The sequence below is a fragment of the Halobacillus campisalis genome, from assembly GCF_030345335.1.
Lineage (GTDB): Bacteria > Bacillota > Bacilli > Bacillales > Halobacillaceae > Halobacillus_A > Halobacillus_A campisalis.
In genome coordinates, this window is sequence record NZ_JAPVRC010000002.1 from 41,106 (window position 1) to 63,601 (window position 22,496).

The window sequence follows — 22,496 nt, forward strand, 5'->3', positions numbered from 1 at the left end:
ATGCCTTGGTCCCTTCTCCTTGGGTTAGTCCCACGGAAAGTATGGCTTTGGTTGATTGGTAGTTTGGTAGCTCTTTTCCTTCTACAAATGCTCTTATATGCTTCCGTCATTACAGGGCTGATCGGTTATCAAAAGTCTTCCTCCAGTGAGGATGTGAGGTCCATTGATGTAGTAAATGGAACAGCGCAAGTTTCAGCTGCATTAGAAGAGTACCGCCCTCTGTTTGAAGAATATGCCGAAAAGTATGGGGTGTCCAAGTATGTGGAGCTTCTCCTCGCCAAAACGATGCAGGAATCTGGTGGACGTCTTGATGATGTGATGCAAGCCAGTGAATCTCTTGGTCTACCTCCAAACACGATAGAGGATCCTGAGAGAAGTATTAATGTTGGTATTCGATACTTCTCTGAAATGCTGGATAAAGCAGGAGGAGATATTAAGCTAACACTCCAAGCTTATAACTTCGGTGGAGGGTTCATTGATTACGCAAATGAACACAACAATGGAGAATATAGCAAAGAGTTAGCCATCGAATTTTCAAGAATGAAGTACCAGGAATTGAAGCATACAGGCATGTATTCCTGCATTAGACCGGAGTCGGCAGAAACAGGAGCTTGTTATGGGGATATTGGTTATGTTGAGGCCGTTTTAAGTTATCTTAAAGGCGGAGTGATTGAAGCAGATTTACAACCAACGGGAGATTGGGTTATGCCCGCTGAGGGAGCACTCACACAAACATCTGATTACGGAATGCGCTCAGATCCTTTTGATGGAACACCGGATATGCATAGAGGTATTGATTTTGCTTGTACGAACGCCGTAACGCCTATTCAAAGCGTAGATAACGGTCAAGTGGTTGATGTGGTAAGAAAAAACTCTGGCTATGGAAATAACGTACTTGTAAAACATGAAGAGGGACTTTATAGTCACTATGCTCATTTGTACACGATAAGTGTACAAAACGGGGAGATGATTCAAAAAGGAACAAAAGTAGGCAAGTGTGGTTCGACAGGAAACTCTACAGGTCCCCATCTACACTTCGAAGTTAGGACCAAAAACCAATACCGTTCTGACGTAGATCCTGCTCCATATCTTGGTCTTTAAGAAAGGAGAACAAGGATGAATAGACGTGTTCTTTTTGGCCTGTTTCTCGTTCTGTTAATCGTTCTCACATCGGTTAATATATATGCTACACGCACGGTATCGAATGAAGATCTGCAGGAAGACTTGCACGAGTTGGAAGTGAAAAACGAAAAGATTATGGAAGAAAAAACTGAATTAGAGATGACGGTACAAAAACAGGAACCTGCTGACATTCAAGTGAGATATGACGCTTTAGTGAAGCAGGTTTCTACGTTTATAGAGGTGGCTTTTCAACAGGATAAAGAGACCTATCAAGAAAGGAAAAAAGAAGCTCACAAGGTGATGAGCAACGATTTAGCTTCAACCTTCTTTCCTACAGAGACCTATAAAGGAGACAGGAAAACGGAGGTGGATGAAGTAGAAATATTCATCAAAACAGGTAATCTCACAAACAATCAAGCTAGCTTATTAGTTAAGTTTAAACACACACTCTATTCTTTACAGAGTGATCAAAAACAGGTGACTCCTGTGTTTCTCAGAATAAATGCTCATAGAGAAGAAGGGCACTGGATGATAACAGATTTTCAAGACGTCGAAGAGGAGGGCTATTCATGAAGAAACAAACGAAACACATCACAGAAGGAACCTCAAAAAAATATCTTATTGGATTAAGCGTCATGGCTATGGCGCTTCTTTTTTTCTTGTTTTCTGGTTTTATATTTGGTGATGAAGAGCAGAGTAAAGTTCAACAAACGCCTGTCAATGAACCTATGAACTTACAAGGATCAGGCGAACTTACCATAAAGGAATGGGTTTATAATCCAACGAAAAAGCTGATGATTGTCACCATAAATATCAATAAATCAACAGCTCTATTAGATGAATCGTTGAGCTTTACTGCTCAGGAAAAAGAGCATCCTAAACGCGATCTTCCAACGCAAGTAGAGTACAACGATGAAAGCAGATATGTCATTAGTATCCAACAGGTAAGTCCTTCATTTGATGTCATGGCCTTAGATGTTAACAAGGAAGAAACCACTATGCTAATTACTGAAAAAACTGATCAAAATTCCTTGAAAGGAGGTGAGGAAAAGAAAGAACTGGCACGTATTTATACAGATCAACGGAAAGTGAAAATGGACAAACAATTAAACATTTTAATGGAGCAGGAATATAAAGTAGCTGCTGTATCTGAAGAGATCAAAGAGGCGAAAGAAACAATGAAAGAAAAGAAGGAAAGTATTCAAACAATCAATGAACGAATCAAAGAAATTGATCAAAAAATCGTTGAATTAGAATCAGAGCTTCTTTACGAAACGGAGGAAGAGAAAAAACAAACAGAGGCTAGGATTAACCACTTAGAAAATGAAAAAGATCAAATCAATCAAGAGGCAGCTGAACATGAACTAACTATCCAAACCATCGTTGAAAAAGTTGAGATGTTGGAAGAGAAACGGGAGATGATTTCGAACTGAAAAGGGGTTTAGGTTGTGAAAAAGGTCAACACACGGACCACACATCTCCTGTGCAGGGACCACACATCAAGGTGAATACACGAATGATTGTTCCTGTTTTAGCCGCACAGCGACCGCACATCTGGAGATTTTCTTGTTCCCTCGTTTTGCCCGGCTCTGCCGGGATTCACACGCCAAGTGGGAACAAAAACCCCTTATGCTCTTCTCTTTATTCACTAGTCTTAGGAACTTCATCAAAAGGAGTGATGGTAATGGAAGTAAGAATTCGTTATATGGATCCGAAAACGGTTCAACGAATTGACGAACTTGCGGAGGAAAAAGGATTAAGTCGGCAAGAGTTTTTACATGCTCAGTTGCATCAGTTGGCTGTCTTTCGAGAAGAGAACAATCGTGAACAAAGACTCCAGCAATTAGTCGATCGAAACATTCAAACGATGGTTCATTGTTATACAGCGATTCGAGAAATGAACGATCTATTGCAGATTGAAGAACCAGGTGAAGAAGCATGAATGAAACCGTAACACCTGGAGTGGTTTTAAAAACAAAATTCGTGACCGCGAATAAAAAAGGATTCCAAGATTATGTGCAATACGTGGACCGTGAAGAAGCCAAAGGAAAGGGAGAAGCTCATCGATCCATGTTTAGTTTATATAATCATTATATGGAGGATCCGGATAAAACATCTGCTTTGTTTACTCAGCAATCGGATCGTTTATCAGTGGAAGAGAAACAGGGTATTAAATCATTGTTTGAACAGGCGCAAAAGAAAAACAGTATCATGTGGCAAGATGTCATTACATTTGATAATGATTGGCTTCAAAAACGAGGTGTTTATGATTCAAAGACACACACCTTAGATGAAGACGCTTTGAAGCAAGTGACGCGGAAATCCATGCTGGCCATGATGAAAAAAGAGGGATTACAAAAGAGTGCTGTTTGGTCGGCGGCTATTCACTATAACACCAATAACATTCATATTCATGTGGCTACAGTCGAACCCAACCCGACTCGTGAACGTGGAAAGCGAAAGCCGAAAACGCTAGATGCGATGAAAAGTGAAGTGGTCAATGGATTGTTAGACCGAACACATGAACGAAATCAAATTAACTCGTTGATCCGTGACCATATGGTGAATGAAAAGAAAGAAAATAGCAGCATGAAATGGAGCAATAAAGAAATGAAACCTTTATTCCTCGACGTTTATAACCACTTGCCTAAGGATAAGCGACAGTGGCACTATGGCTATCAAACGCTGAACCCTCTTCGACCAAAGGTTGATGAATTAACGACAAGGTATTTAGATAAGTATCATGGCAAAGGTATGAAGCTGCTGCATGAAAAATTGGACAAGGAAGTAAATGAATTGAAGCAAGCCTATGGGGATGGACCGAAGGATAAGAAGCGCTATCAACATTACAAACAAAATAAGTTGGATGATCTCTATAAACGAATGGGCAATGCGTTCTTACAAGAAATGAAACGGTACGATCACCAGCAATATCCTAGACAAACGACACACACAAATTCTTCTTATAAGTCCATGCCATCAGGAATTCAATTGCAACGTTCATTGAGAAGTATTCAACGTTCGATGGGACAAACGTATAATCAGTTTATCAATGACATGGATCATCAGAAGTTAGAACGAGAAATCGAAAGAGAAGGGTAGGGATATATATGGGAAGGCGGAAAAATGTCACGCTTCATGAAGAAACGATAGCGTTAATTAAAGAGTATCAGGAACAGCATCATATTCGTTATCCTGGTGAAGCCTTAGATCGAATGATTGAAGAGTGGGAAACGCAGAAGGCAACAGACCATTCTCAAGAATATCTCATGAGTTTGATGGCTGAACGTTTTCAAGACATATTTTCTGAAGAGATGAAACGGTTGAGGTTAGCAGCCAATCGAAGCGATAAAAATACGCAAGTCCTTCTTGAGTTAATGAACGGTTTTGCGATGGATCAAAACTTAGAAAGCTGTGTGACGACACCGATCTTTGAGAGTCAAGCGATGAAGGACGCGAAACAAGCGGTAGAAGAAAAAATCAGTCATCAGCGTCAGAAGAGAATAAGCGTGAAAGAGACACAACCAGCATCAAGCTAATGGTATGAATAAGGAATTATAAATCAAAGGAGTGGAAGGAATGCTTTTGTTTAATAGCAATTATGAGGTGGGTGTATTTAAGCGATTAAGTGAAAATAATGAGCTCGTGATGGACGTGGGAAGTGAGGAATACATCTTAAAATTGAATGATGAAGAAATGGAGGATCTGGAACAGCATTTAGTGAATCAAGAGAACTTACTCATTCCCTTTCATATGAAAACTAAGGAACTGATATTAAACACAAAACCCAATTACGATGAGGAAGAAATGGAAGAACTCATGAACATCAGTGAGGGAGCTGAGGGTCATGGCGAAGACTAAGCGATCCCATAAACAGAAGTCACCGGGAAAGGTCAAAGAGGAGATCAATCGACTGACAAAGGGAATGGAAGAAAGTATAAATAATCATTTTCATTCTCCTGAACAAATGAAAGAGTATCTAGACTTTATGGGGAAGTTCCATCGATATTCTCCACGTAATACAGCACTCATTGATTCACAATTTCCAGGTGCTGAAGCTGTAGGTTCTTATGCCTTTTGGAAAGACAAAGGGTTCCCTGTAAACAAAGGAGAGAAAAGTCTAAAGGTTCTTGTACCTAACCGATTAGGCCAGCAGTTTCAAGATGAAGAGGGCGAATGGAAACCTTTGAAATATGCAACGAAAAAAGAAAAGCAACGAGTCAAAGACGGTCAACTCGATAAACGAGATGGCCGTCTTGTTTATTCTACAGGAAGTGTGTTTGATGTTTCCCAGACCACAGCCACTCAAAGAGATCTGCCTCAAATTTTTCCTAACAAATGGATTGATGGGGAGGTTGAGAACTATAGTCAGCTTCGACAAGGAATGGAGGCTATTGCAGAGCAAAATAACATTCGAATTGTAGAGCCTTATGAAGAGTTAGGGGCAGCCAAAGGAGTCAGTTATACCGGGCTAGGAGAAGTAGCTCTTAATCCGCGTAATTCGGAACGTCAGGATACAAAGACTCTGTTACATGAACTGACTCATGCCAAGCTTCATACGAAAGACAACATGAATGACTACACCAAACCAGAGAAAGAATTTCAAGCGGAAATGACAGCTTATACCGTTGCTTCATATTTCAACATTGATACCAGTGACTACTCATTAGATTATCTGCATCACTGGACTAAGGACCATGAATTTAAAGACCATGAAAGCCTATTACAAGAGGTTCAGTCAACAGCTAAAGAATTTATTACAACCATTGAAAAATCGATGGGCCAAGAAAAGGAAGGGGCTAAAAATATGAATGTTAAAGAACAAAAACATGAAATTGAAGTGGAGAAACAAGAAAGAGAGATATTACCTTCAGAAAGACTGCGGGAAATGTACAGAAGCCAAGTGAGTAAGGCTGAGAAGGATAGCGGGCCATTTGTTAAGGAGGAAAAGGCTGAAGAGGAATATTCTCATCAAGACTTCAAAGATGCATATAAAAAAGAACTTATGAACTTTATTGAACCAACCGTCGGAAAAGAATTGGATAAAGAAGAAAACATTGACCGGCAAGAACGTTTAAATCAGATGTGTGCTTTTCAAGAGACTCACAGTAAGGAAGATGTGTACCAGCTTAAGAAAGAATCTCTTCAAGAATTAAAAGAACTACCATTGAGCGATCGTGGTGAACAGAGACTATCTCAAATCGAAAGTAAGTTGGACCGAGAGTTCCATGAAGAGAAAGAAAGCACCACTTTAGAAATGAAGAATAGAAAGGGTAACAATGAGGCTTTTCAGCAGAAGGAAAAGCAAAAAGAAAAAGTAGAGGTTGAACGCTAGGCAGGGAGTTTTCTCCCTGTCTTTTTTTATATCTAATTTTAGAGAGGAGGAAGTGCTGCATGGCCAAACATGTAAGCGCGGACCAAGTGGAGGTTGCTCGTAATGTGGATCTCATAGACTATCTGGAGCGTAAAGGGGAGCCATTGAAGAAAGAGGGAAGATATTATCGACATCAAGTGCACGACAGCTTAGTGATTAAAGACCAGATGTATGCCTGGAACTCCAGAGACGAAAAAGGAGCTGGAGTCATTAACTTTGCCAAAATGTTTTATGGCATGAGTTTTCCGGAAGCTGTCCTCGATCTGAATGAACAAGGTTATAAAGTGAAAGACAACTTCCAAAAGCCAAAGGAGCCTTATCAATATCCTTCCCAGTATGAAGTGAACGATAGGACAAAGGCTAAAGGTTATCTTACGAATGAGCGGAAGATTCACCCTAAGATTGTTAACTGGCTAGAAAGTAAAGACTTAATTGCTCAGGACAGGCGCGGGAATGTGGTTTTTAAGTGGAATCAGCAGGGAGAGATTGTAGGAGCAGATCGCCAAGGAACCTCTCCAATGAAAGACGGGCGAATGTTTAAAGGGATTGATAGGAACAGCCATGGTTCGGCTGGATTTTCGATTGATATTGGTAATCCGAATTCCATTTATCTGTTTGAAAGTCCAATTGATGCGCTGTCTTATTGGAGTATTAAGAAAGAGAAGTTGCAGAACACTCGGTTAGTTTCCATGTCTGGGCTTAAGAGGCAGACTATGATTGATGAAATCAAACGGATGGGGAAGGAAGGTCATAAGGTGAAGCAAATAACTTTTTGTACGGATAATGATAAGGCTGGACGGGAGTTTGTAAACAAATATAGTAAATTAATGCCTAAAGGTTTTACTACCACTGAATTAACTGAAAAAAAAGATTGGAATAGAGAGTTGAAAACTATAGTTTCTAATAACGAAGGAAATATTAATGAATTCAACTTTGCTTCCAGTAGGAAATTAGAAAGACAATGAAAAATTACCGTAGAAGTTTTCTTGAATTTATTTAATTGATTACAAGACCTGTCCTCCCTTTAGTATAATATTGGGGTATGACCACCAAGTGGGAGGGTAGCATTTCCAATCTGTGTAAACATAGCACTTTAAGGACCGCTAAATACAAAGTTGTCAGGAGAGCTTTGAAGCTGATCTGCTTCACCGACCGATATTGATCTTGCTTATTTTTTCCATAATGAATAAATGCTAAGCTATCCTAGTGGAGATGTGCAATAAGTGTTGGAGAAGGTTTATAGGAATGACCAAACTCATTTGGAATTACAGTCAATCAGCTCACCTTAATTGGTGAGCTTTTTGAATTGTAAGCTCTTACTGGCTTCTCTTCGGATATCAATATGCAAAAAAACAAGATCGTTCTGCTTTATGCGGAAACCAACATTCTGATTCCGACTTTTTGGTATTGGTTAATTTCTTTATCCTGTCTGGCCCCTGTTCTTCTCTAAACTTTAAACAGTCTTCACTCATTGAGTTTGAAGCAGAACACATAGGCTTCATATTTTTGCAATTTGTTGATTGAATCACGTTCATACTCATTTTCTCCCCCCTTTTTTAGCGTGAATTTATATAAGTAAGTATTAGATATAAACCACCAAATACCTTCTTCTACGAGAGGAATGATGTTAAGTTTGATAAAGAATATTTAGAAAAGGTTTTATTCACTAAACAATGTATCCTGAAAGGTGGATCAAAGGTAGCGTCTCACTCTAATAAGTGCTGGGGTGGGATATGAAGTGTTTTTGTTATGTGATTAAATACTAAGAACCGAGTTATCACTGTTACACTTTCCCATGCTGGATGGTGATACTAATCACTTGCTTATTTTCCTATGATAAAATGATTACAGTAATTACGAAATGAAAAAGAACACTTCGGATATTCTAAAAACAGATAGAACTTAATTATTAACGATAAATGAAATAAAATCACCCTAAGGAAGTGGTACAACGTGAAAACAAAGATAAATGAAGTAATTAGATATGTTTTACAACAGTTTGGTGAAAAGTACTTTATCGAAGGTAATCTAAATAAGAACAAAGTGATTCAAGATTTAGATAGTTACAACGAAGACTTATTAGAAGCGTTTATTTCTAATGAAACAATTAAAAATAATTTTACGATTGATATTGCTGGCAATGTTGTTATGCAAACGAATAAACTAATTGAATTATTTGAAGCAGATGAATATTGGCAAGACTCTTACACAAAGTATTCTAAGAAAATTGGTTTAACAGCAGGTGGAAAGTTTATTGATGAGATAGGGGATGTCGTATTAGATTTTCCATATAAAGATACTGTACTAAAAGCAAGTATGAGTAAAGAGGATACAGATAAGGATGATTTACGTCCAGATGAACCATTTTTAAATGAACTGATTGCCAAAGAAGAAATAGACGTATTACTTGATAAAAAAATATTAGTGAATGCGAAGAAGTTTGATGAAAATGGCGGTTCCGATGTAGATAATTTTAGTGAGGAAGATAACTTAATACTTAAAGGAAATAACTTACTTGCATTACATACACTGAAAGAAAAATTTGCGGGTGAAATAAAGTTGATTTATATTGATCCTCCATACAATACTGGAAATGATGGGTTTAAATATAATGATAGTTTTAATCGTTCTGCATGGTTAACTTTCATGAAAAACAGGTTGGAGATTGCACGAGATTTATTATCATATGAAGGAAGTATTTGGATTAATATCGATAGTAATGAAAGTCATTATTTGAATGTTCTTTTAGATAAAGTTTTTGGTGAAGAAAATTTCATAGCAGACATCATATGGAATCATACAAAACAAAGTAAGAATGATGAAAGATTTTTCTCAAGACATTATAACCATTTATTGGTTTTCGCTAAGGACAAAGAATCTTTGGAAGATTTTGAAACTCCTCGTACTGAAGAGGATAACAAAAATTATAAAAATCCAGATAATGATCCTAATGGACTTTGGAGAGCAGGAGATGTAAGGAGTCCTAATCTACGTGAAACATTGAAGTTTGATATTGTAGCCCCTGATGGCACAAGAATCAGCCCTCCGGAAAACGGTTGGAGATGGTCAAAAGAATCAATTGAAGAAAAGATTAAAAGTGGAGAAATTATTTTCAAGCCAAATAATACTGGAATAATTCGTAAAATTTATCTTAAAAATCAATCTGGAAGAACACCTGAAAATATTTGGTCAAATTGTGGTACAACTCGTGAAGCAAACCAAGAATTAAAACAATTATTTGGAAAATCACCTTTTGCAACTCCCAAACCCGAAAAGTTAATTCAGCAAATTCTTCAATTAGGTTCTAATAAAAATGAACTAGTACTCGATTTCTTTATGGGTTCAGGGACTACCCAAGCAGTCGCACATAAAATGAATCGCCGGTATATTGGAGTTGAACAAATGGATTATATTAACACCGTTTCAATACCCCGAATACAAAAAGTAATAGTTGGCGAACAAGGTGGTATTTCCCAAGGTGTTAATTGGCAAGGTGGCGGAAGTTTTGTGTATGCAGAGTTAATGGAAAAGAATCGTGGATTCTTACAAATGATTAGAGATTCAGAAGATCATAATGCACTACAAAGAATATTTGATTTCATGTTGGAAGAGGCTGAAATTGATTTCCGAGTAGACTTGGAAAAGCTAAAAGAGACATTATACGAATTGTCCCTAGATGATAAGAAAAGAACATTAATTAAAATCATTGATAAAAATCAACTGTACTACAATTACTCTGAAATTAACGATAATAATGTTCGTGATTTAATTTCTGATAACGATTATACATTTAATAAAAACTTTTATGACGAAGGCAGTGAATAATCATGGCTAAAAACAATCAACAATTACCACTACCTTTATATAATGAAATAAAAGAATTGAATGAAAGTTTATTTAATGAGGAGGGCGCATGGGAAACACCTGATTACATTAAACAAAATATGGTGCATACTTTTCGTTACTATCAAGATGCTGCATTACGTTTCTTCCATTATTCCCAGGCTTCGAGAGAGTTCAGCTTTCGTAATGTTAACCATGTATTATTCAATATGGCAACTGGTAGTGGAAAAACTGACTTAATGGCAGGGCTGATTCTGTATTTATATCAAGAGCATGCCTATCAAAACTTTCTGTTTCTAGTAAACACAACGGGTGTGATAAACAAGACAATAGATAACTTAACGAATGAAGCATCTGATAAATACTTATACACTCCTGAAATTGAGATTGAAGGAGAGCGGGTTGAGATTAAACGTGTTTCCTCCTTTCCCAAAACACAAAGTAGGAATACCATTTATATAAAACTTGCAACAGTTCAAAGTATTGCTTCAGATATTTATACCCAAAAAGAAAATGCAATGGGTGAAGAAGATTATGCGAGACACAAAACAGCCGTTTTAGGTGACGAAGCCCATCACTACTCTTCATCTACAAAGAAAGAGAAAGAGTCAGAACAATCATGGGAAAAAGCAATTGCTACAATATTAAATGCGAGGAACGATAATCGATTACTTGAATTCACCGCAACGATCGATCTTGAAAATAAAAAAATTTACGATAAATATAAAGATAAAGTGTTATATCGTTATACACTTGACCGTTTTATTCAAGATAAATACTCGAAAAATGTAAAACGAATTCAGTCTAGTAACACAGATGTAGATAATATGATGAACGTCATTCTATTAAGTGAATATAGACGAAGATACGCACTAGAAGAACATAATACATATATAAAGCCTGTTATTATGTTTAAATCACAGCGAATTGATGCATCAAATGAAGCGCACGACAAGTTCATTGAATTAATAGATGGTTTAACATTAGAGTCGTTCAAATATTTTTTAAATAGGCAATCACAAATCACCTCAGAAAATGACAGTGAAACATTGAGAATTGCACATGAATATTATCGTTCGAATGAAGATAGGTTATCAGAGATCATTCGTGACATGAAGCGTGAATTTGCAAACAGACGTATTATAAACGCAAATGATACAAACCAATCAGGATTGTTAGAAAAAGGGCATTATGAAGCATTAAACAGTTTAGAAAGTCCGAAGAACCTTTACAGAGTTATTTTCGCAGTTGCCAAATTGACAGAAGGTTGGGACGTCTTAAATTTATTTGATATTGTTCGTTTGAGTGATGATTCAAAGGTGAAAGGAACGAAAGCAACAACAATGTCAGAAGCACAACTTATTGGGCGAGGTGCGAGATATTATCCATTTTCACTTAATAGAAAGAATTCTTACACAAGGCGATTTGATGATGATGGAAAGGATAGCTTAATTTTAGAAACAATTCATTACCACACGATTAATGAACCGCAATACTTGAAAAATTTATTAAGTGCACTAGATGAGATGAATTTACCAACTGGAGAAGATAAAAGAAACCCTCCAATCGAAGTTAAAGTTAAAAACTCATTTAAACGAACGGACGTATGGAAATATGGGAAGATCTATTATAATGAAACGGTTGAAGTAAGTGATGATTATTACGATTCATTGGATAAGTATGGCATAGACACGAAGAGAGACGTTGTTATTCCATACATTTCTACATTAAAAGAAGTTGGCTATAGAGATGATAAAGTACAGGAAGATTATTCAAACGCTTATAATGTACCTATTCCATATGATCAGCGATACTTAAGAAAAGTGATGGATCGGTTGTCATTCTATCATTTTGACCACCTAAAAAAATATATTCCACTTTTAAATACAAGAAAAGAATTTCTAGGTGAAAATTGGTTGAATATTTACAATAGAACGATTTATGTTACGATTCCACGAACAATGGAAAGTAGTGTGCTTACAGCTAATGAAAAATTAAACATACTTGAGCGTTATTTTATGGATGTGGCCAAACAAATTAGAGCCGGATATAGTAAACAACGTGGGACCGGTAAATTTATTGGATACCCCATTAAAGATTATATTTCAAATTATCGCAAACGAGTACCGAATTATGATACTTCAAGATATGTGGAAAATAAGCCGCAAAAAGTCGACCGTTATGAGATCAAAGAAGACTACTTCGTGTATGATTCAGCAATTATCAATCTAACAGAAAAACAATTAATTGATCGTATTGCTGAACGTGTGAGTGAATTACATGAGGAATATTCAAGTGTCTATTTAATTCGGATGGATGAAAGCATGCACCGTGAATCGGCAAAAAATAATAAATTGAAACTTCATCAATTTGGTGGCGGGCATGACGAAGTCAACTTAGCAGGCTTTCAGCCAGATTTTATTTTATACCTGAAAAATAAAGATTATTTCATTCAAATATTTATAGAACCAAAGGGACGTAATATTGAGGGGGAACAATGGAAAGAAGATTTATTAACTTATATTAATGAACATGAAGCCGAGATAATTTTTGAAGATGAAACAGAGGAAGTGAAAATTAAAGGAGTCAAATTTTATACAATGAATGATGGTAGAGGAACAATTAGGGAAATCGGAAAAATTGCTCTTGGGAAAGAGTTTAAAGGATTGAGTTTTTAACAACGCAAAGAGAATTTTATATGACAAACTTTTTATATCATGACATATTTCTCTAAACATCTTCCGACTGAATATTGACTAGATTTTCTGTATTAATATTGATATCTTATTTAATTTCCTACTCATACCGTAAAGAACCTTCCACCATAAATTAAGCTTGAACCAATTTGGGTTCAAGCTATTTTTTGTATAAATTAGTGTGTTATCAGAGGATATTTTTTATGTTTATCGAATTTTGTATTAAGAATCTATAATTTTCTAATTAAAGAAAGAGGGAGAACTTTGCAAATAAGATACGTAGATATACAGAATTTCAGAAAACTTAAGTCTTGTCGAATTGAGTTTGCAGATGAGAAAACTGTTTTAGTGGGAGCTAACAATAGCGGGAAAACTACTGCAATGGATGCATTGAAAAAGTTTTTAATAAAAGGCCTTCAAAGGAGTTTTTCAACTACTGATTTCACTCTTTCTAATTGGATAGAAATAAACAAAATAGGGGACAAATGGGAGGAAGGGGTGGAAGATAAATCAGGAGCAACGTTAAGTATTGATGATTGGGAGGAATTTTTACCATCATTAGATTTGTGGCTAAGAGTTGAAGAAAACGAATTGCACCATGTAACACATCTAATACCATCACTAGATTGGGATAGTGGTTATGTAGGAGTACGGATAAGATTTGAACCTAAAGACTTAAAATCATTATTTAAAGGTTATACTTCTGCGAGAATGGCAGCTAAAGAGGCTGTTCAAAATAGAGAAAATACGGGCCCTGATGCAGATCTATTCGAGCTATCACCACAGAATATGCGAAGTTTTTTGGAAGAGAATTTACTTAAGTATTTTGTAATTAGATCCTATACACTTGATTCTAATAAATTGTCTACTGAACATACAACTCCTCAAATATTAGGATCGGAAATTGAACCAACTGATGGTAACCCTTTAACTGGATTAATACGTATTGACTACATATCTGCTCAAAGAGGGTTTACGGATCCAGATAATAAAAGCCCTTATTTAGACGATGACAATAATTATGCTAGTGGAGGAAAATCTTTATCTTCACAATTAAGGACATACTATAATACTCATTTAAATCCTGAAAAGTTACCAGATGCCTCTGACATTGGGGCTCTAGAGGCAATTCATAATGCTCAAAGAGTTTTTGATTTAAAGCTGAAAGAAGATTTTAAAGATGCTATACAGGAATTAGAAACCTTAGGTTACCCTGGCTTCTCAAATCCTAAAATTACTATATCTACCCAGGTTAAACCAATGAATAATTTAGATCATAAATCTGCTGTTCAATATGATTTGCTAAGTTCATCTAATGCGGATAGTAATATACCAATGAGGCTGCCTGAAAGTCACAATGGATTAGGGTATCAAAACTTAATATCCATGGTATTCAAGCTTATGAGTTTCAGGGATGATTGGATGCAGGTAGGTAAAGTAGCAAAGGAACAAAGTAGTAGTAAAGAAGATTATATTACCCCACCTTTACATTTAGTTTTTATAGAAGAACCTGAAGCACATTTACATGCGCAAGTTCAACAAGTGTTCATTAGAAAAGCTTATGAGGTTTTAAGATCGCATAAAGATTTAGGTACATCTAGAAATTTCACTACTCAAATGGTTGTTAGTACTCACTCTAGTCATATTGCTCATGAAACTGAGTTTTCTTCATTACGATATTTTAAAAAGCAGATAAGTCACAAATCTTCAATACCTATCTCAACAGTAGAAAATTTATCAGAGGTTTTTGGAAGAAACGAAGCTACTAACAGGTTTGTCACACGTTATATTAAGTCAGTTCATTGTGACTTATTCTTTGCTGACGCTGTTATTCTTGTAGAAGGGCCAGCAGAAAGAATGCTAGTACCTCAATTTATAGAAAATGATTCTAATCAGTTGTATGAAAGTTATATATCAATTTTAGAAATCGGGGGAAGTCATGCTCACAGATTGCAGTCCTTAATAGAAAAATTAGGTATCCATTGCTTGATTATTACTGATCTAGATTGTATAAAATCGAATAGTAAGAAAGCAATTTTCCCCGAAAGAAACAAGGGTTACTTGACAGATAATTATACCTTGAAAAATTGGCTGCCTAAACTTACTAAAATTGATGATCTTTTAAACTTAGATAGTGACAAAAAAGTGCTTGAAAACAATGGTCAATTTATCAGGGTGGCTTATCAAACACCTATGGAGTGTTCTGGTCAGGAAGCTTTAGCAACAACCTTTGAAGATGCTTTAGCATTTGAAAATATAAATTTTTTTCAAAACAATGAAGGTATAGGTTTATTAAGGAAATTTAAAGAGTCAATTGATTCTTTAAATGGTAAAACAGACAATAAGCTATTAAGTGAAAAATTTTTCAATTCTTTAAGAGAAACTCCTAAGAAAGCAGAGTTTGCATTAGATATAATCTATTCAGACGACTTTGAAAGAATTAAAACGCCTAGTTATATCACTGAAGGGCTGAAATGGTTAGAAGAAAAAGTCTCTTTGAGAAATGAGCATTTATCTATTAGTGAGAAAGAATATGAGGTAATAAAATGAAAAGGCCATATAATGAATTGAATATACAGGAATATGAAGCTTCTGTTAACAATCAAATAATGAGTTGCCTTGACCCTGATAATCTAAAAAGTTTTTTCTTATTTGCAGGGGCTGGATCCGGAAAAACAAGGTCTTTAGTTCAAGTGCTGGATCAATTCAAATTCCATTATGGGAATTCATTTAGAATACAAGGGCGTAAAGTGGCTGTAATTACATACACTAACGCCGCGCGTGATGAGATTGAAAGAAGACTCCAATATGATCCTTTATTTTATGTCTCAACTATTCATAGTTTTATCTGGGGCATTATTAAGCCATTTCAAATAGATATAAAAAAGTGGTTGATTAATTCGTTAAGTAATAACCTTCAAGAACTAAGTGATAAATTGCAAAAGGGTAGAACAAGAGATCCAGAAAAGCTTAAAGCAGAGATTAGTAGTAAAGAAAGACGTCTAGAGCATGTTACCAATACAAATCAATTTATTTACAGCCCTGATGGGGATAATCAAAGGTTTAACTCAATAAACCATTCTGATGTAATAAAAATTGGTCAACAATTTTTGATGGAAAATGCTTTAATGCAGAAGATTTTAAAGAATAAATACCCAGTTCTTCTTATTGATGAAAGCCAAGATACTAGTAAATATCTAATAGAGGCTTTATTTGAAATGCAAGAAAAACATAAAGAAAGTTTTTCTTTGGGATTATTCGGTGATACAATGCAACGTATTTATAGTGACGGAAAGCATGATTTAGGTTCGAATCTTCCTGATGATTGGATTACACCCGTAAAAGAAATAAATCACCGTTGTCCAACTAGAATAATTAAGTTAATTAATAAAATTCGAGAGCCAGTAGATAATCAAGATCAAGTTCCAGGAGAATATAATAATAAAGGGATTGTACGAATGTTCTTATGTCCCAGTGATAGTAACAAGGAGTTAATGGAAGAAGAAGTTGCAAGAATAATGTCAGAGCTTACAAAAGATGGATCGTGGAGTTGTGATGCTTCTGATTATAAAACTTTAATACTAGAACATCATATGGCAGCAAACAGACTAGGATTTTCAGATTTATTTCAAACTCTCTATAGCGTAAAGGGTTTACAGAACGGAGTATTAGATGGAAATTTACCGGAGTTATCTCTTTTTACAAAAAGAATTCTACCTATTATTCGATCAAACATACTACAGGATGATTACACTGTTACTAAGATAGTGAACAAGTACTCTCCATTGTTAGATAGAAAACATTTTAATAACAAAGAAAATCAAGTTGAAAATCTCAAGTTAGCTAAACAAGGTGTTCAAGACCTTCTCTCTCTTTGGACAAACGATAAAGAACCTATGATTGAAGAGGTTATTCAATCAATTTATAATTCAGGTTTATTCACTATCCCGGAGAAGTTCAAGCTACTAATTGAAGAAGAGATTAGTCAACCTGATGGTAAAGATAATTTTAGTGATGAACTAGATGCTTGGAAAGATTTTATTAAGATCCCATTTAGTCAAATAGAGGCTTATGACACATATATAAAAGGAGATGCAAAATTTGAAACACATCAAGGCGTCAAGGGACTTGAATATCCTCGTATTATGGTAGTAATTGATGACGAGGAATCGCGAGGATTTATGTTTAGTTATGAAAAGCTTTTTGGTGCCAAGAAAAAGACTGCTACAGACTTAAGAAATGAAGCAGAGGGAAAGGACTCCTCTGTCGAGAGAACAAGAAGATTGTTCTATGTAACCTGTAGTCGTGCGCAAGAAAGCTTGGCCATAGTTGCATATTCAAACAAATCAGAATTAATCAAAACTCATTTATTGGAAGAAAATTGGTTAGATGAGGATGAGATTATTATTATGAGCTAAAAACCTTGGTGCAAATTTTATATATATATATTGGTAAGTGTGATTGACTAGGAAATGACATACTCATTGACATACTACTACTCATTTGAGAATATCTCCTTATTATTAAAGAAATGGATTAAAGACTAATAACAGTTGCCTTGTTAAGGAAATTAAACGCTATTTAATGCTATTATATTTGAGGAAACCATGGGCGGCATTTTTCCAGATATTAAAGGGCTAATTTTTGAGATATAGTGTATTATAAATACTCCCACCTGCTGAATGAGGAGGGAGTCAGAGCATTCTCTGTAAACGTCAGGTATGAAATCATAGAAAGAAACTAAGCTAACAAATTAACTGAACATCTCTTTCTTAAGGTCTTCAATAAAACTTTGTAACACATTAATTTTATCTAATACTTCCTGTTTCGTTTGATTATCAAGTATTTCAAAGTTTTCGAGAAAGAGACAATCAATTAATTTATCGCAATTAACATGAATATTCCTGACGTAATTTTTTACTTGCTCTTCATTTACAACCTTTTCAGTAATTTCTTTGAGTAACCTATTCGGATCTTGGGGGGATGGTTTTAGTTCGCTTAGACTTTTGAGTTCTTTTTTAAACTCCTTTATTATTTTATTTAACTGTCCTTGTTTAAGATCTAATTCTTTTGATAGTTCTTTCATTGATTCTTGCATTTCCTTATTGGGTAATTGAGATATATAATCAATTCTATTCCTTGTAGGCTGACTAAATTTTAAAGTGGATTGATTTTCTAAGCCGGGATCACTAGGAAGATATATAATTCTACCTACTAGTAATGCTTCTGATTTAGACGATTTAATTTGGTCAAAGAAGCTCTCCACTTCTTTATGGAATATTTTTCGGTTATTGTGAGGTATTTCATCAGATTTGTTTCTTAACCTATATTCCTTTTCTCTCACGTCAATCCCCCCCTTCTTCTTTAATACATATTACTAAGAGAGATTGTCCTATTCGGTATTATTTTTATATGAAATGTTATCAGTGTATCGTGGAAGGACCTTTTATCAATGGGGGATGAAAGAAGGTAGTTAATGACTGGATTTTGACTGGATGTTATCCATTAATATTTATACCTTATATTTCTTTTAAAATGTTAAATTAAGATAAACGCCTGTCTTAAAGAGGTTTTTCATCTTATATTTATGGTTATTTATTCGATACAGTGAATGGGCGGCATGATGTGATAGCGCTCAAAGCCTTTTCATTATAGGGTTTAAGAAGAATTTGACTGGATTTTGACTGGTTTTTAAAACAAGTCGTTTACTAAATCTACAAGCCTCTCAAGAGTTTATAAGCTTTTGAGAGGCTTTTCTTTTTATTCTTGAATTTGTAAAGAGACATATTGTAAAGGTTCGGTTTTGAAATAATGGTTATTTAAAACAATTAATCTCAAAGTAATCTTACTACTAAACTTTAACATTCAGGTAAGCTAGTGGTCTCTCTCCTCTTACAGTAGTCCGAGCGCATCTCATGTTAGGTACTAAAATGTTTGATATAGACCAAAGTCATATAAAAAGACCATCAGATACTACCCATGAATGAAATGGTGTATATGGATGGCCGTTTGTATGATTATGAGTTTTAGTAAATATCTTAAACGTATAACTTCGTATTTCTAAAGCTTTTCTTCTGCTTGTGCTTGACAGTTTTCGTTTAGTTCTAACTTTCTCTTTTCTTCTACTTCTAATTGTTTCTTTTTTAAGTCAAAACGTAGTACAAAATATAAAAAAATAAAAGTCAAGCCAACAATTACTGTAATAAATAAAAATAGGTTCAAACTTATCTCCTCCTTTAGTTAAATAAAGACGATAGCAATATTTATAAAAAGTTGTAGTCTTTCACACGCCATTCCAACGCCATTCCTATCCTGGCTTAATCCTGCTATACTAGAAGAATAAATACCATTTTTGTTAAGAGAGGTGAAACCCATGAAAGATGTGCTTATCCAGTATATGAAACGGTTCTCTAATCTCAGTGATTCAGAATTACGAAAACTGACAGATAATGTTCCAGTTGCTACTTACAGGAAAGGAACTATCCTTTTACACCAGGGGGAAATTCCCGACAAGTGCTATTTTGTATTAGAAGGGTGTTTACGGCAGTACGCTGTTGATGAAAATGGAAATGAACACACTTATAACTTCTTTACGGAAGAACAGAGTGTAACGATCTTTAATCAGCATACCACGGATAAAGTTTCCAAATACTCTCTTAGTTGTTTGGAAGACTGTACACTTGTTGTAGGTGATTTATCTACTGAGCAGGAATCTTATGACATGCATCCTGTGTTAGAGGTGATGACGCGCAAAATGATTCAAGAAGATATGGGTGCTATGAGGGATGATTTCTCCTCCTTCATCTCTTCGACACCAGAAGAGCGATATCACACTTTGATGAAAAAAAGACCGGATTTAATTGACAGGGTTCCCCAGTACCAATTAGCCAGCTACCTGGGAATCAAGCCAGAGTCTCTAAGCCGCATCAAGAAAAGGTCAGCAGGTAGTAGTCACCTCAGGATTGTTTACTAGTTTTAATTTCATAGTCAATTTTCTTCCTTTCACTAATAACCATATTCCAAAACCTAATTCTCCTATAAACATGGGGACCATAAGAAACAATTCCAGTTGGCTTGTGATATTTTCCAATTGTGGGAAAAATCCATACAGGATATGAACAAGGGAGTAGCTAAACCCAGCTGAAATTACTAGAATGCTTATGACTTTCGGTATGTTTTTTGTATTCATTGCTACAAAGCCGACAGTGATAAGATGGAGCCCAAAAATAATTAATCCAAAAGACCAGATTGCTTCAAATGCTGTGATGGAGCGCATAGTCTCCAAAATCAAACTATCCGGAGCTAAACCTAACATAGATTCTTGTACAATAATATTGGCATTTACAAGGTGGGAAACCGCAATGGCTAGAATTGCCGTGTAAAGTAATCGAAGCCAACCGGCTAATAATGCATAACCAGGATGGAATGGCTTTAAGAACACATAAAAGCCCCATGATACTATTACATCCGTAATGATAATGATGAGCCATCCAAGTATCTCAAGACGAAATAAGGATTGAGATACTTGGATGTTTTTTAGTGTAGTGGGCGCATCCCCATCAATAATTAATGAACTGTGCACGTAGCCCTGAGCAAAAAATGCAGCAAATGTCATAACTAATAATGCGATTCCAGAAAAAAATGCTGCTTTCTGCTGCGGATTTTGATTAGTTAACCTGCTTAATTTCATATAAGCTCCTCCTCGAATTTGATTTCATAACTATTGTATTTTTTCTGGGAAAGCCTTTCATTGACTTAAATCAAGAACTTTGGCTTTTTAAAATTTTTTCTGAGGGACTCCAACGTTTGAATTGGAATTCTTAACGCAAGCAAAACAAGACTGGGAGAGACTAAGAAATACCATACTCATTTTCAGTACACTATAGGGTGATGACCACATTACCGCTTTTGCGTCCTTTCTCCACATAGTTATGAGCTTCCCTGATCTGTTCGAGCGGGTAAAACCTATCAATAACAGAATAAAACCTTCCTTGCTCAATAAGTTCATTCATAATGGTAAGGTCCTTTATTTTTTTGCTGGTTTCTCTTAAACCAGTAGCAGCAAATTTTGCTTTCTTCCTACCGATTAGTTTAGTCCGTGCTATTGGCCATAAATTGGATGGTGTGGGCACAGTGGTGAGATATATTCCATTAAGTGTTAATGATCGTACGCAACGAGAAAAAGAACTTTTACCCACGGCGTCAAAAATAACGTGATAGTGATTTTCTGTCTTAATAAAATCTTCTTTTGTATAATCGATAACATAATCGGCTCCAAGGCTTTTAACTAGATCTAGATTAGATGTGCTGCATACCCCCGTTACTTCAGCTCCATAGAGTTTGGCAAGTTGTATGGCCGTAGTACCAACAGCTCCAGAGGCTCCAAGAATCAAAAGCTTTTGTCCCTTTTTGATATACCCAAGCTCGAGTAAAAAAGGAAGGGAGGTTAAGGCACCATTTGGTATGGAGGCGGCTTGCGCATAGCTAATATTAGAAGGTTTCTTAACCAGGGCTGCGCTTTCTGGCATGCATTTATATTCGACATAAGTCCCTAATAAACGAAGTCCTGTATTTCCATAAATCTGATTTCCAACTTTAAAACGTTTGACAGACCTACCTATCGCTTCCACCTCACCAGCTAGATAGAAACCTAAGATATTTCTCTTCGGTTTTCTGAACCCATTTAATCCTCGTGAAGCACGCATTCCCGGATCTTCGGATGCGACAGTTGTCGCATGAATTCTTATGAGAACTTCATAATCTTCTGGGATAGGTTTTTCCAACTCTTTCATTTCAAGAACATCGACATCCCCAAATCTTTCATAAACAATAGCTCTCATTGATTTCCCCCTTTTCTGGCGTAGTAATAAATACCGAGCCCATAATAGGTCTGCTATCCTCTTGCCGATTGTGTTATCAACCATTTCATTGACTTTATTATCTTTATGATAGTAGGAGTATGAAGTTTAAGCATTGACTTAAGTTAAGGGTGGCATCGAATAATATTTAGATATATCCATTCATAAGACAAAATCAATCTACATTAAAGTAAAGCCCTATACGTGAGAAACTACTTCTATTTGGGAAGCAATTATTAAAAAATACACTACCCCAAACGGTTAAAGAGCCGATTCTTTTATTCTGAAATTTAAATGATGGGTTTGATGACTGGATTATGACTGGATATTGATCATAAAGTATTAATACTTATAGTGTTTGTTCAATCTACTTTCTGAGATAAACCGTGTTATAACAAGGTTCTACAGGGGCTATTATAGTCTTTTTAACTAAGCGAGGGAATGGGCGGCATGATGTGATAGCCCCCAAAACCCTTTCAACATAGGGTTTGAGAACAATTTGACTGGATTATGACTGGTTTTTAAAATCGTCCACTAAAACCTAAAAGCCTCTCAAGAGTTCATAAACTTTTGAGAGGCTTTTTTTAAAATAGGTGACCAATC

The 22,496-nt window shown here is 35.7% G+C and carries 18 protein-coding genes; 14 read left to right on the forward strand and 4 right to left on the reverse strand.

Annotation, left to right across the window (positions count from 1 at the left end; all coding sequences use genetic code 11):
* The 13 genes from O2Q26_RS04625 (at position 1) to O2Q26_RS04685 (ending at position 17,453) form a co-directional block, all read left to right on the forward strand.
* Positions 1-1,101, forward strand: coding sequence for a lysozyme family protein (locus tag O2Q26_RS04625; protein ID WP_289214779.1), 1,101 nt, complete (start codon positions 1-3; stop codon positions 1,099-1,101).
* 15 nt (positions 1,102-1,116) lie between these two features.
* A complete protein-coding gene (locus O2Q26_RS04630) occupies positions 1,117-1,695 on the forward strand; it encodes a hypothetical protein (protein WP_289214780.1) in 579 nt (192 codons plus the stop codon).
* Positions 1,692-2,555 (forward strand): hypothetical protein, encoded by an 864-nt coding sequence (locus O2Q26_RS04635; protein ID WP_289214781.1) that lies wholly within the window; start codon positions 1,692-1,694, stop codon positions 2,553-2,555. Before O2Q26_RS04630 ends, O2Q26_RS04635 begins: the two co-directional genes overlap by 4 nt.
* Before the next feature lie 251 nt (positions 2,556-2,806).
* Entirely contained in the window at positions 2,807-3,064 is a 258-nt protein-coding gene (locus O2Q26_RS04640) for a hypothetical protein (RefSeq protein ID WP_289214782.1), read from the forward strand.
* A complete protein-coding gene (gene mobP2 / locus O2Q26_RS04645; protein WP_289214783.1) occupies positions 3,061-4,224 on the forward strand; it encodes a MobP2 family relaxase in 1,164 nt (387 codons plus the stop codon). The genes O2Q26_RS04640 and mobP2 overlap by 4 nt, the downstream gene beginning before the upstream one ends.
* An 8-nt stretch (positions 4,225-4,232) precedes the next feature.
* Positions 4,233-4,661, forward strand: a complete 429-nt coding sequence (locus tag O2Q26_RS04650) for a hypothetical protein (protein ID WP_289214784.1) — start codon at positions 4,233-4,235, stop codon at positions 4,659-4,661.
* A 40-nt stretch (positions 4,662-4,701) separates the two neighbouring features.
* A complete protein-coding gene (locus O2Q26_RS04655) occupies positions 4,702-4,983 on the forward strand; it encodes a hypothetical protein (protein WP_289214785.1) in 282 nt (93 codons plus the stop codon).
* Positions 4,970-6,457, forward strand: a complete 1,488-nt coding sequence (locus tag O2Q26_RS04660; RefSeq protein ID WP_289214786.1) for an ImmA/IrrE family metallo-endopeptidase — start codon at positions 4,970-4,972, stop codon at positions 6,455-6,457. Before O2Q26_RS04655 ends, O2Q26_RS04660 begins: the two co-directional genes overlap by 14 nt.
* 59 nt (positions 6,458-6,516) lie before the next feature.
* On the forward strand, positions 6,517-7,461 hold the full coding sequence (locus O2Q26_RS04665; RefSeq protein WP_289214787.1) for a toprim domain-containing protein: 945 nt from the start codon (positions 6,517-6,519) through the stop codon (positions 7,459-7,461).
* Positions 7,462-8,449: 988 nt separating this feature from the next.
* A complete protein-coding gene (locus tag O2Q26_RS04670; RefSeq protein ID WP_289214788.1) occupies positions 8,450-10,321 on the forward strand; it encodes a site-specific DNA-methyltransferase in 1,872 nt (623 codons plus the stop codon).
* Positions 10,322-10,323: 2 nt separating this feature from the next.
* Complete coding sequence (locus tag O2Q26_RS04675; RefSeq protein ID WP_289214789.1) at positions 10,324-13,017, forward strand: DEAD/DEAH box helicase family protein; 2,694 nt, start codon at positions 10,324-10,326, stop codon at positions 13,015-13,017.
* Between the two features lie 282 nt (positions 13,018-13,299).
* Positions 13,300-15,585, forward strand: a complete 2,286-nt coding sequence (locus O2Q26_RS04680) for an AAA family ATPase (protein ID WP_289214790.1) — start codon at positions 13,300-13,302, stop codon at positions 15,583-15,585.
* Positions 15,582-17,453, forward strand: coding sequence for a UvrD-helicase domain-containing protein (locus tag O2Q26_RS04685; protein WP_289214791.1), 1,872 nt, complete (start codon positions 15,582-15,584; stop codon positions 17,451-17,453). The genes O2Q26_RS04680 and O2Q26_RS04685 overlap by 4 nt, the downstream gene beginning before the upstream one ends.
* A gap of 335 nt (positions 17,454-17,788) precedes the next feature.
* Here O2Q26_RS04685 and O2Q26_RS04690 read toward each other — a convergent pair whose 3' ends face one another.
* Together O2Q26_RS04690 and O2Q26_RS04695 are read right to left on the reverse strand one after the other, a co-directional pair.
* A complete protein-coding gene (locus tag O2Q26_RS04690) occupies positions 17,789-18,379 on the reverse strand; it encodes a hypothetical protein (protein WP_289214792.1) in 591 nt (196 codons plus the stop codon).
* Between the two features lie 716 nt (positions 18,380-19,095).
* Positions 19,096-19,257: a hypothetical protein gene (locus O2Q26_RS04695; RefSeq protein ID WP_289214793.1), complete on the reverse strand. Its 162-nt coding sequence runs from the start codon at positions 19,255-19,257 to the stop codon at positions 19,096-19,098.
* Between the two features lie 151 nt (positions 19,258-19,408).
* Here O2Q26_RS04695 and O2Q26_RS04700 point away from each other — a divergent pair, with 151 nt between their 5' ends.
* Complete coding sequence (locus tag O2Q26_RS04700; protein WP_289214794.1) at positions 19,409-20,008, forward strand: Crp/Fnr family transcriptional regulator; 600 nt, start codon at positions 19,409-19,411, stop codon at positions 20,006-20,008.
* Here O2Q26_RS04700 and O2Q26_RS04705 read toward each other — a convergent pair.
* Positions 19,973-20,725 carry a DUF4386 domain-containing protein gene (locus O2Q26_RS04705; RefSeq protein ID WP_289214795.1) on the reverse strand — a complete coding sequence of 251 codons (753 nt, stop codon included), beginning with the start codon at positions 20,723-20,725 and terminating at the stop codon, positions 19,973-19,975. The two genes, O2Q26_RS04700 and O2Q26_RS04705, sit on opposite strands and share 36 nt — an antisense overlap.
* Positions 20,726-20,915: 190 nt before the next feature.
* Positions 20,916-21,875, reverse strand: coding sequence for an NAD(P)-dependent alcohol dehydrogenase (locus O2Q26_RS04710; RefSeq protein WP_289214796.1), 960 nt, complete (start codon positions 21,873-21,875; stop codon positions 20,916-20,918).
* Between the last annotated feature and the right edge of the window lie 621 nt (positions 21,876-22,496).

Excerpts from the sequence above, each read along its gene's own strand:
- O2Q26_RS04655 (WP_289214785.1), top strand. The coding sequence starts at position 4,702 with ATGCTTTTGTTTAATAGCAATTATGAGGTGGGTGTATTTAAGCGATTA.
- O2Q26_RS04650 (WP_289214784.1), top strand. The coding sequence starts at position 4,233 with ATGGGAAGGCGGAAAAATGTCACGCTTCATGAAGAAACGATAGCGTTA.
- O2Q26_RS04640 (WP_289214782.1), top strand. The coding sequence starts at position 2,807 with ATGGAAGTAAGAATTCGTTATATGGATCCGAAAACGGTTCAACGAATT.
- O2Q26_RS04705 (WP_289214795.1), bottom strand. The coding sequence starts at position 20,725 with ATGAAATTAAGCAGGTTAACTAATCAAAATCCGCAGCAGAAAGCAGCA.
- O2Q26_RS04660 (WP_289214786.1), top strand. The coding sequence starts at position 4,970 with ATGGCGAAGACTAAGCGATCCCATAAACAGAAGTCACCGGGAAAGGTC.
- O2Q26_RS04630 (WP_289214780.1), top strand. The coding sequence starts at position 1,117 with ATGAATAGACGTGTTCTTTTTGGCCTGTTTCTCGTTCTGTTAATCGTT.
- O2Q26_RS04665 (WP_289214787.1), top strand. The coding sequence starts at position 6,517 with ATGGCCAAACATGTAAGCGCGGACCAAGTGGAGGTTGCTCGTAATGTG.
- O2Q26_RS04685 (WP_289214791.1), top strand. The coding sequence starts at position 15,582 with ATGAAAAGGCCATATAATGAATTGAATATACAGGAATATGAAGCTTCT.
- O2Q26_RS04700 (WP_289214794.1), top strand. The coding sequence starts at position 19,409 with ATGAAAGATGTGCTTATCCAGTATATGAAACGGTTCTCTAATCTCAGT.
- O2Q26_RS04710 (WP_289214796.1), bottom strand. The coding sequence starts at position 21,875 with ATGAGAGCTATTGTTTATGAAAGATTTGGGGATGTCGATGTTCTTGAA.
- O2Q26_RS04675 (WP_289214789.1), top strand. The coding sequence starts at position 10,324 with ATGGCTAAAAACAATCAACAATTACCACTACCTTTATATAATGAAATA.
- O2Q26_RS04625 (WP_289214779.1), top strand. The coding sequence starts at position 1 with ATGCCTTGGTCCCTTCTCCTTGGGTTAGTCCCACGGAAAGTATGGCTT.
- O2Q26_RS04635 (WP_289214781.1), top strand. The coding sequence starts at position 1,692 with ATGAAGAAACAAACGAAACACATCACAGAAGGAACCTCAAAAAAATAT.
- mobP2 (WP_289214783.1), top strand. The coding sequence starts at position 3,061 with ATGAATGAAACCGTAACACCTGGAGTGGTTTTAAAAACAAAATTCGTG.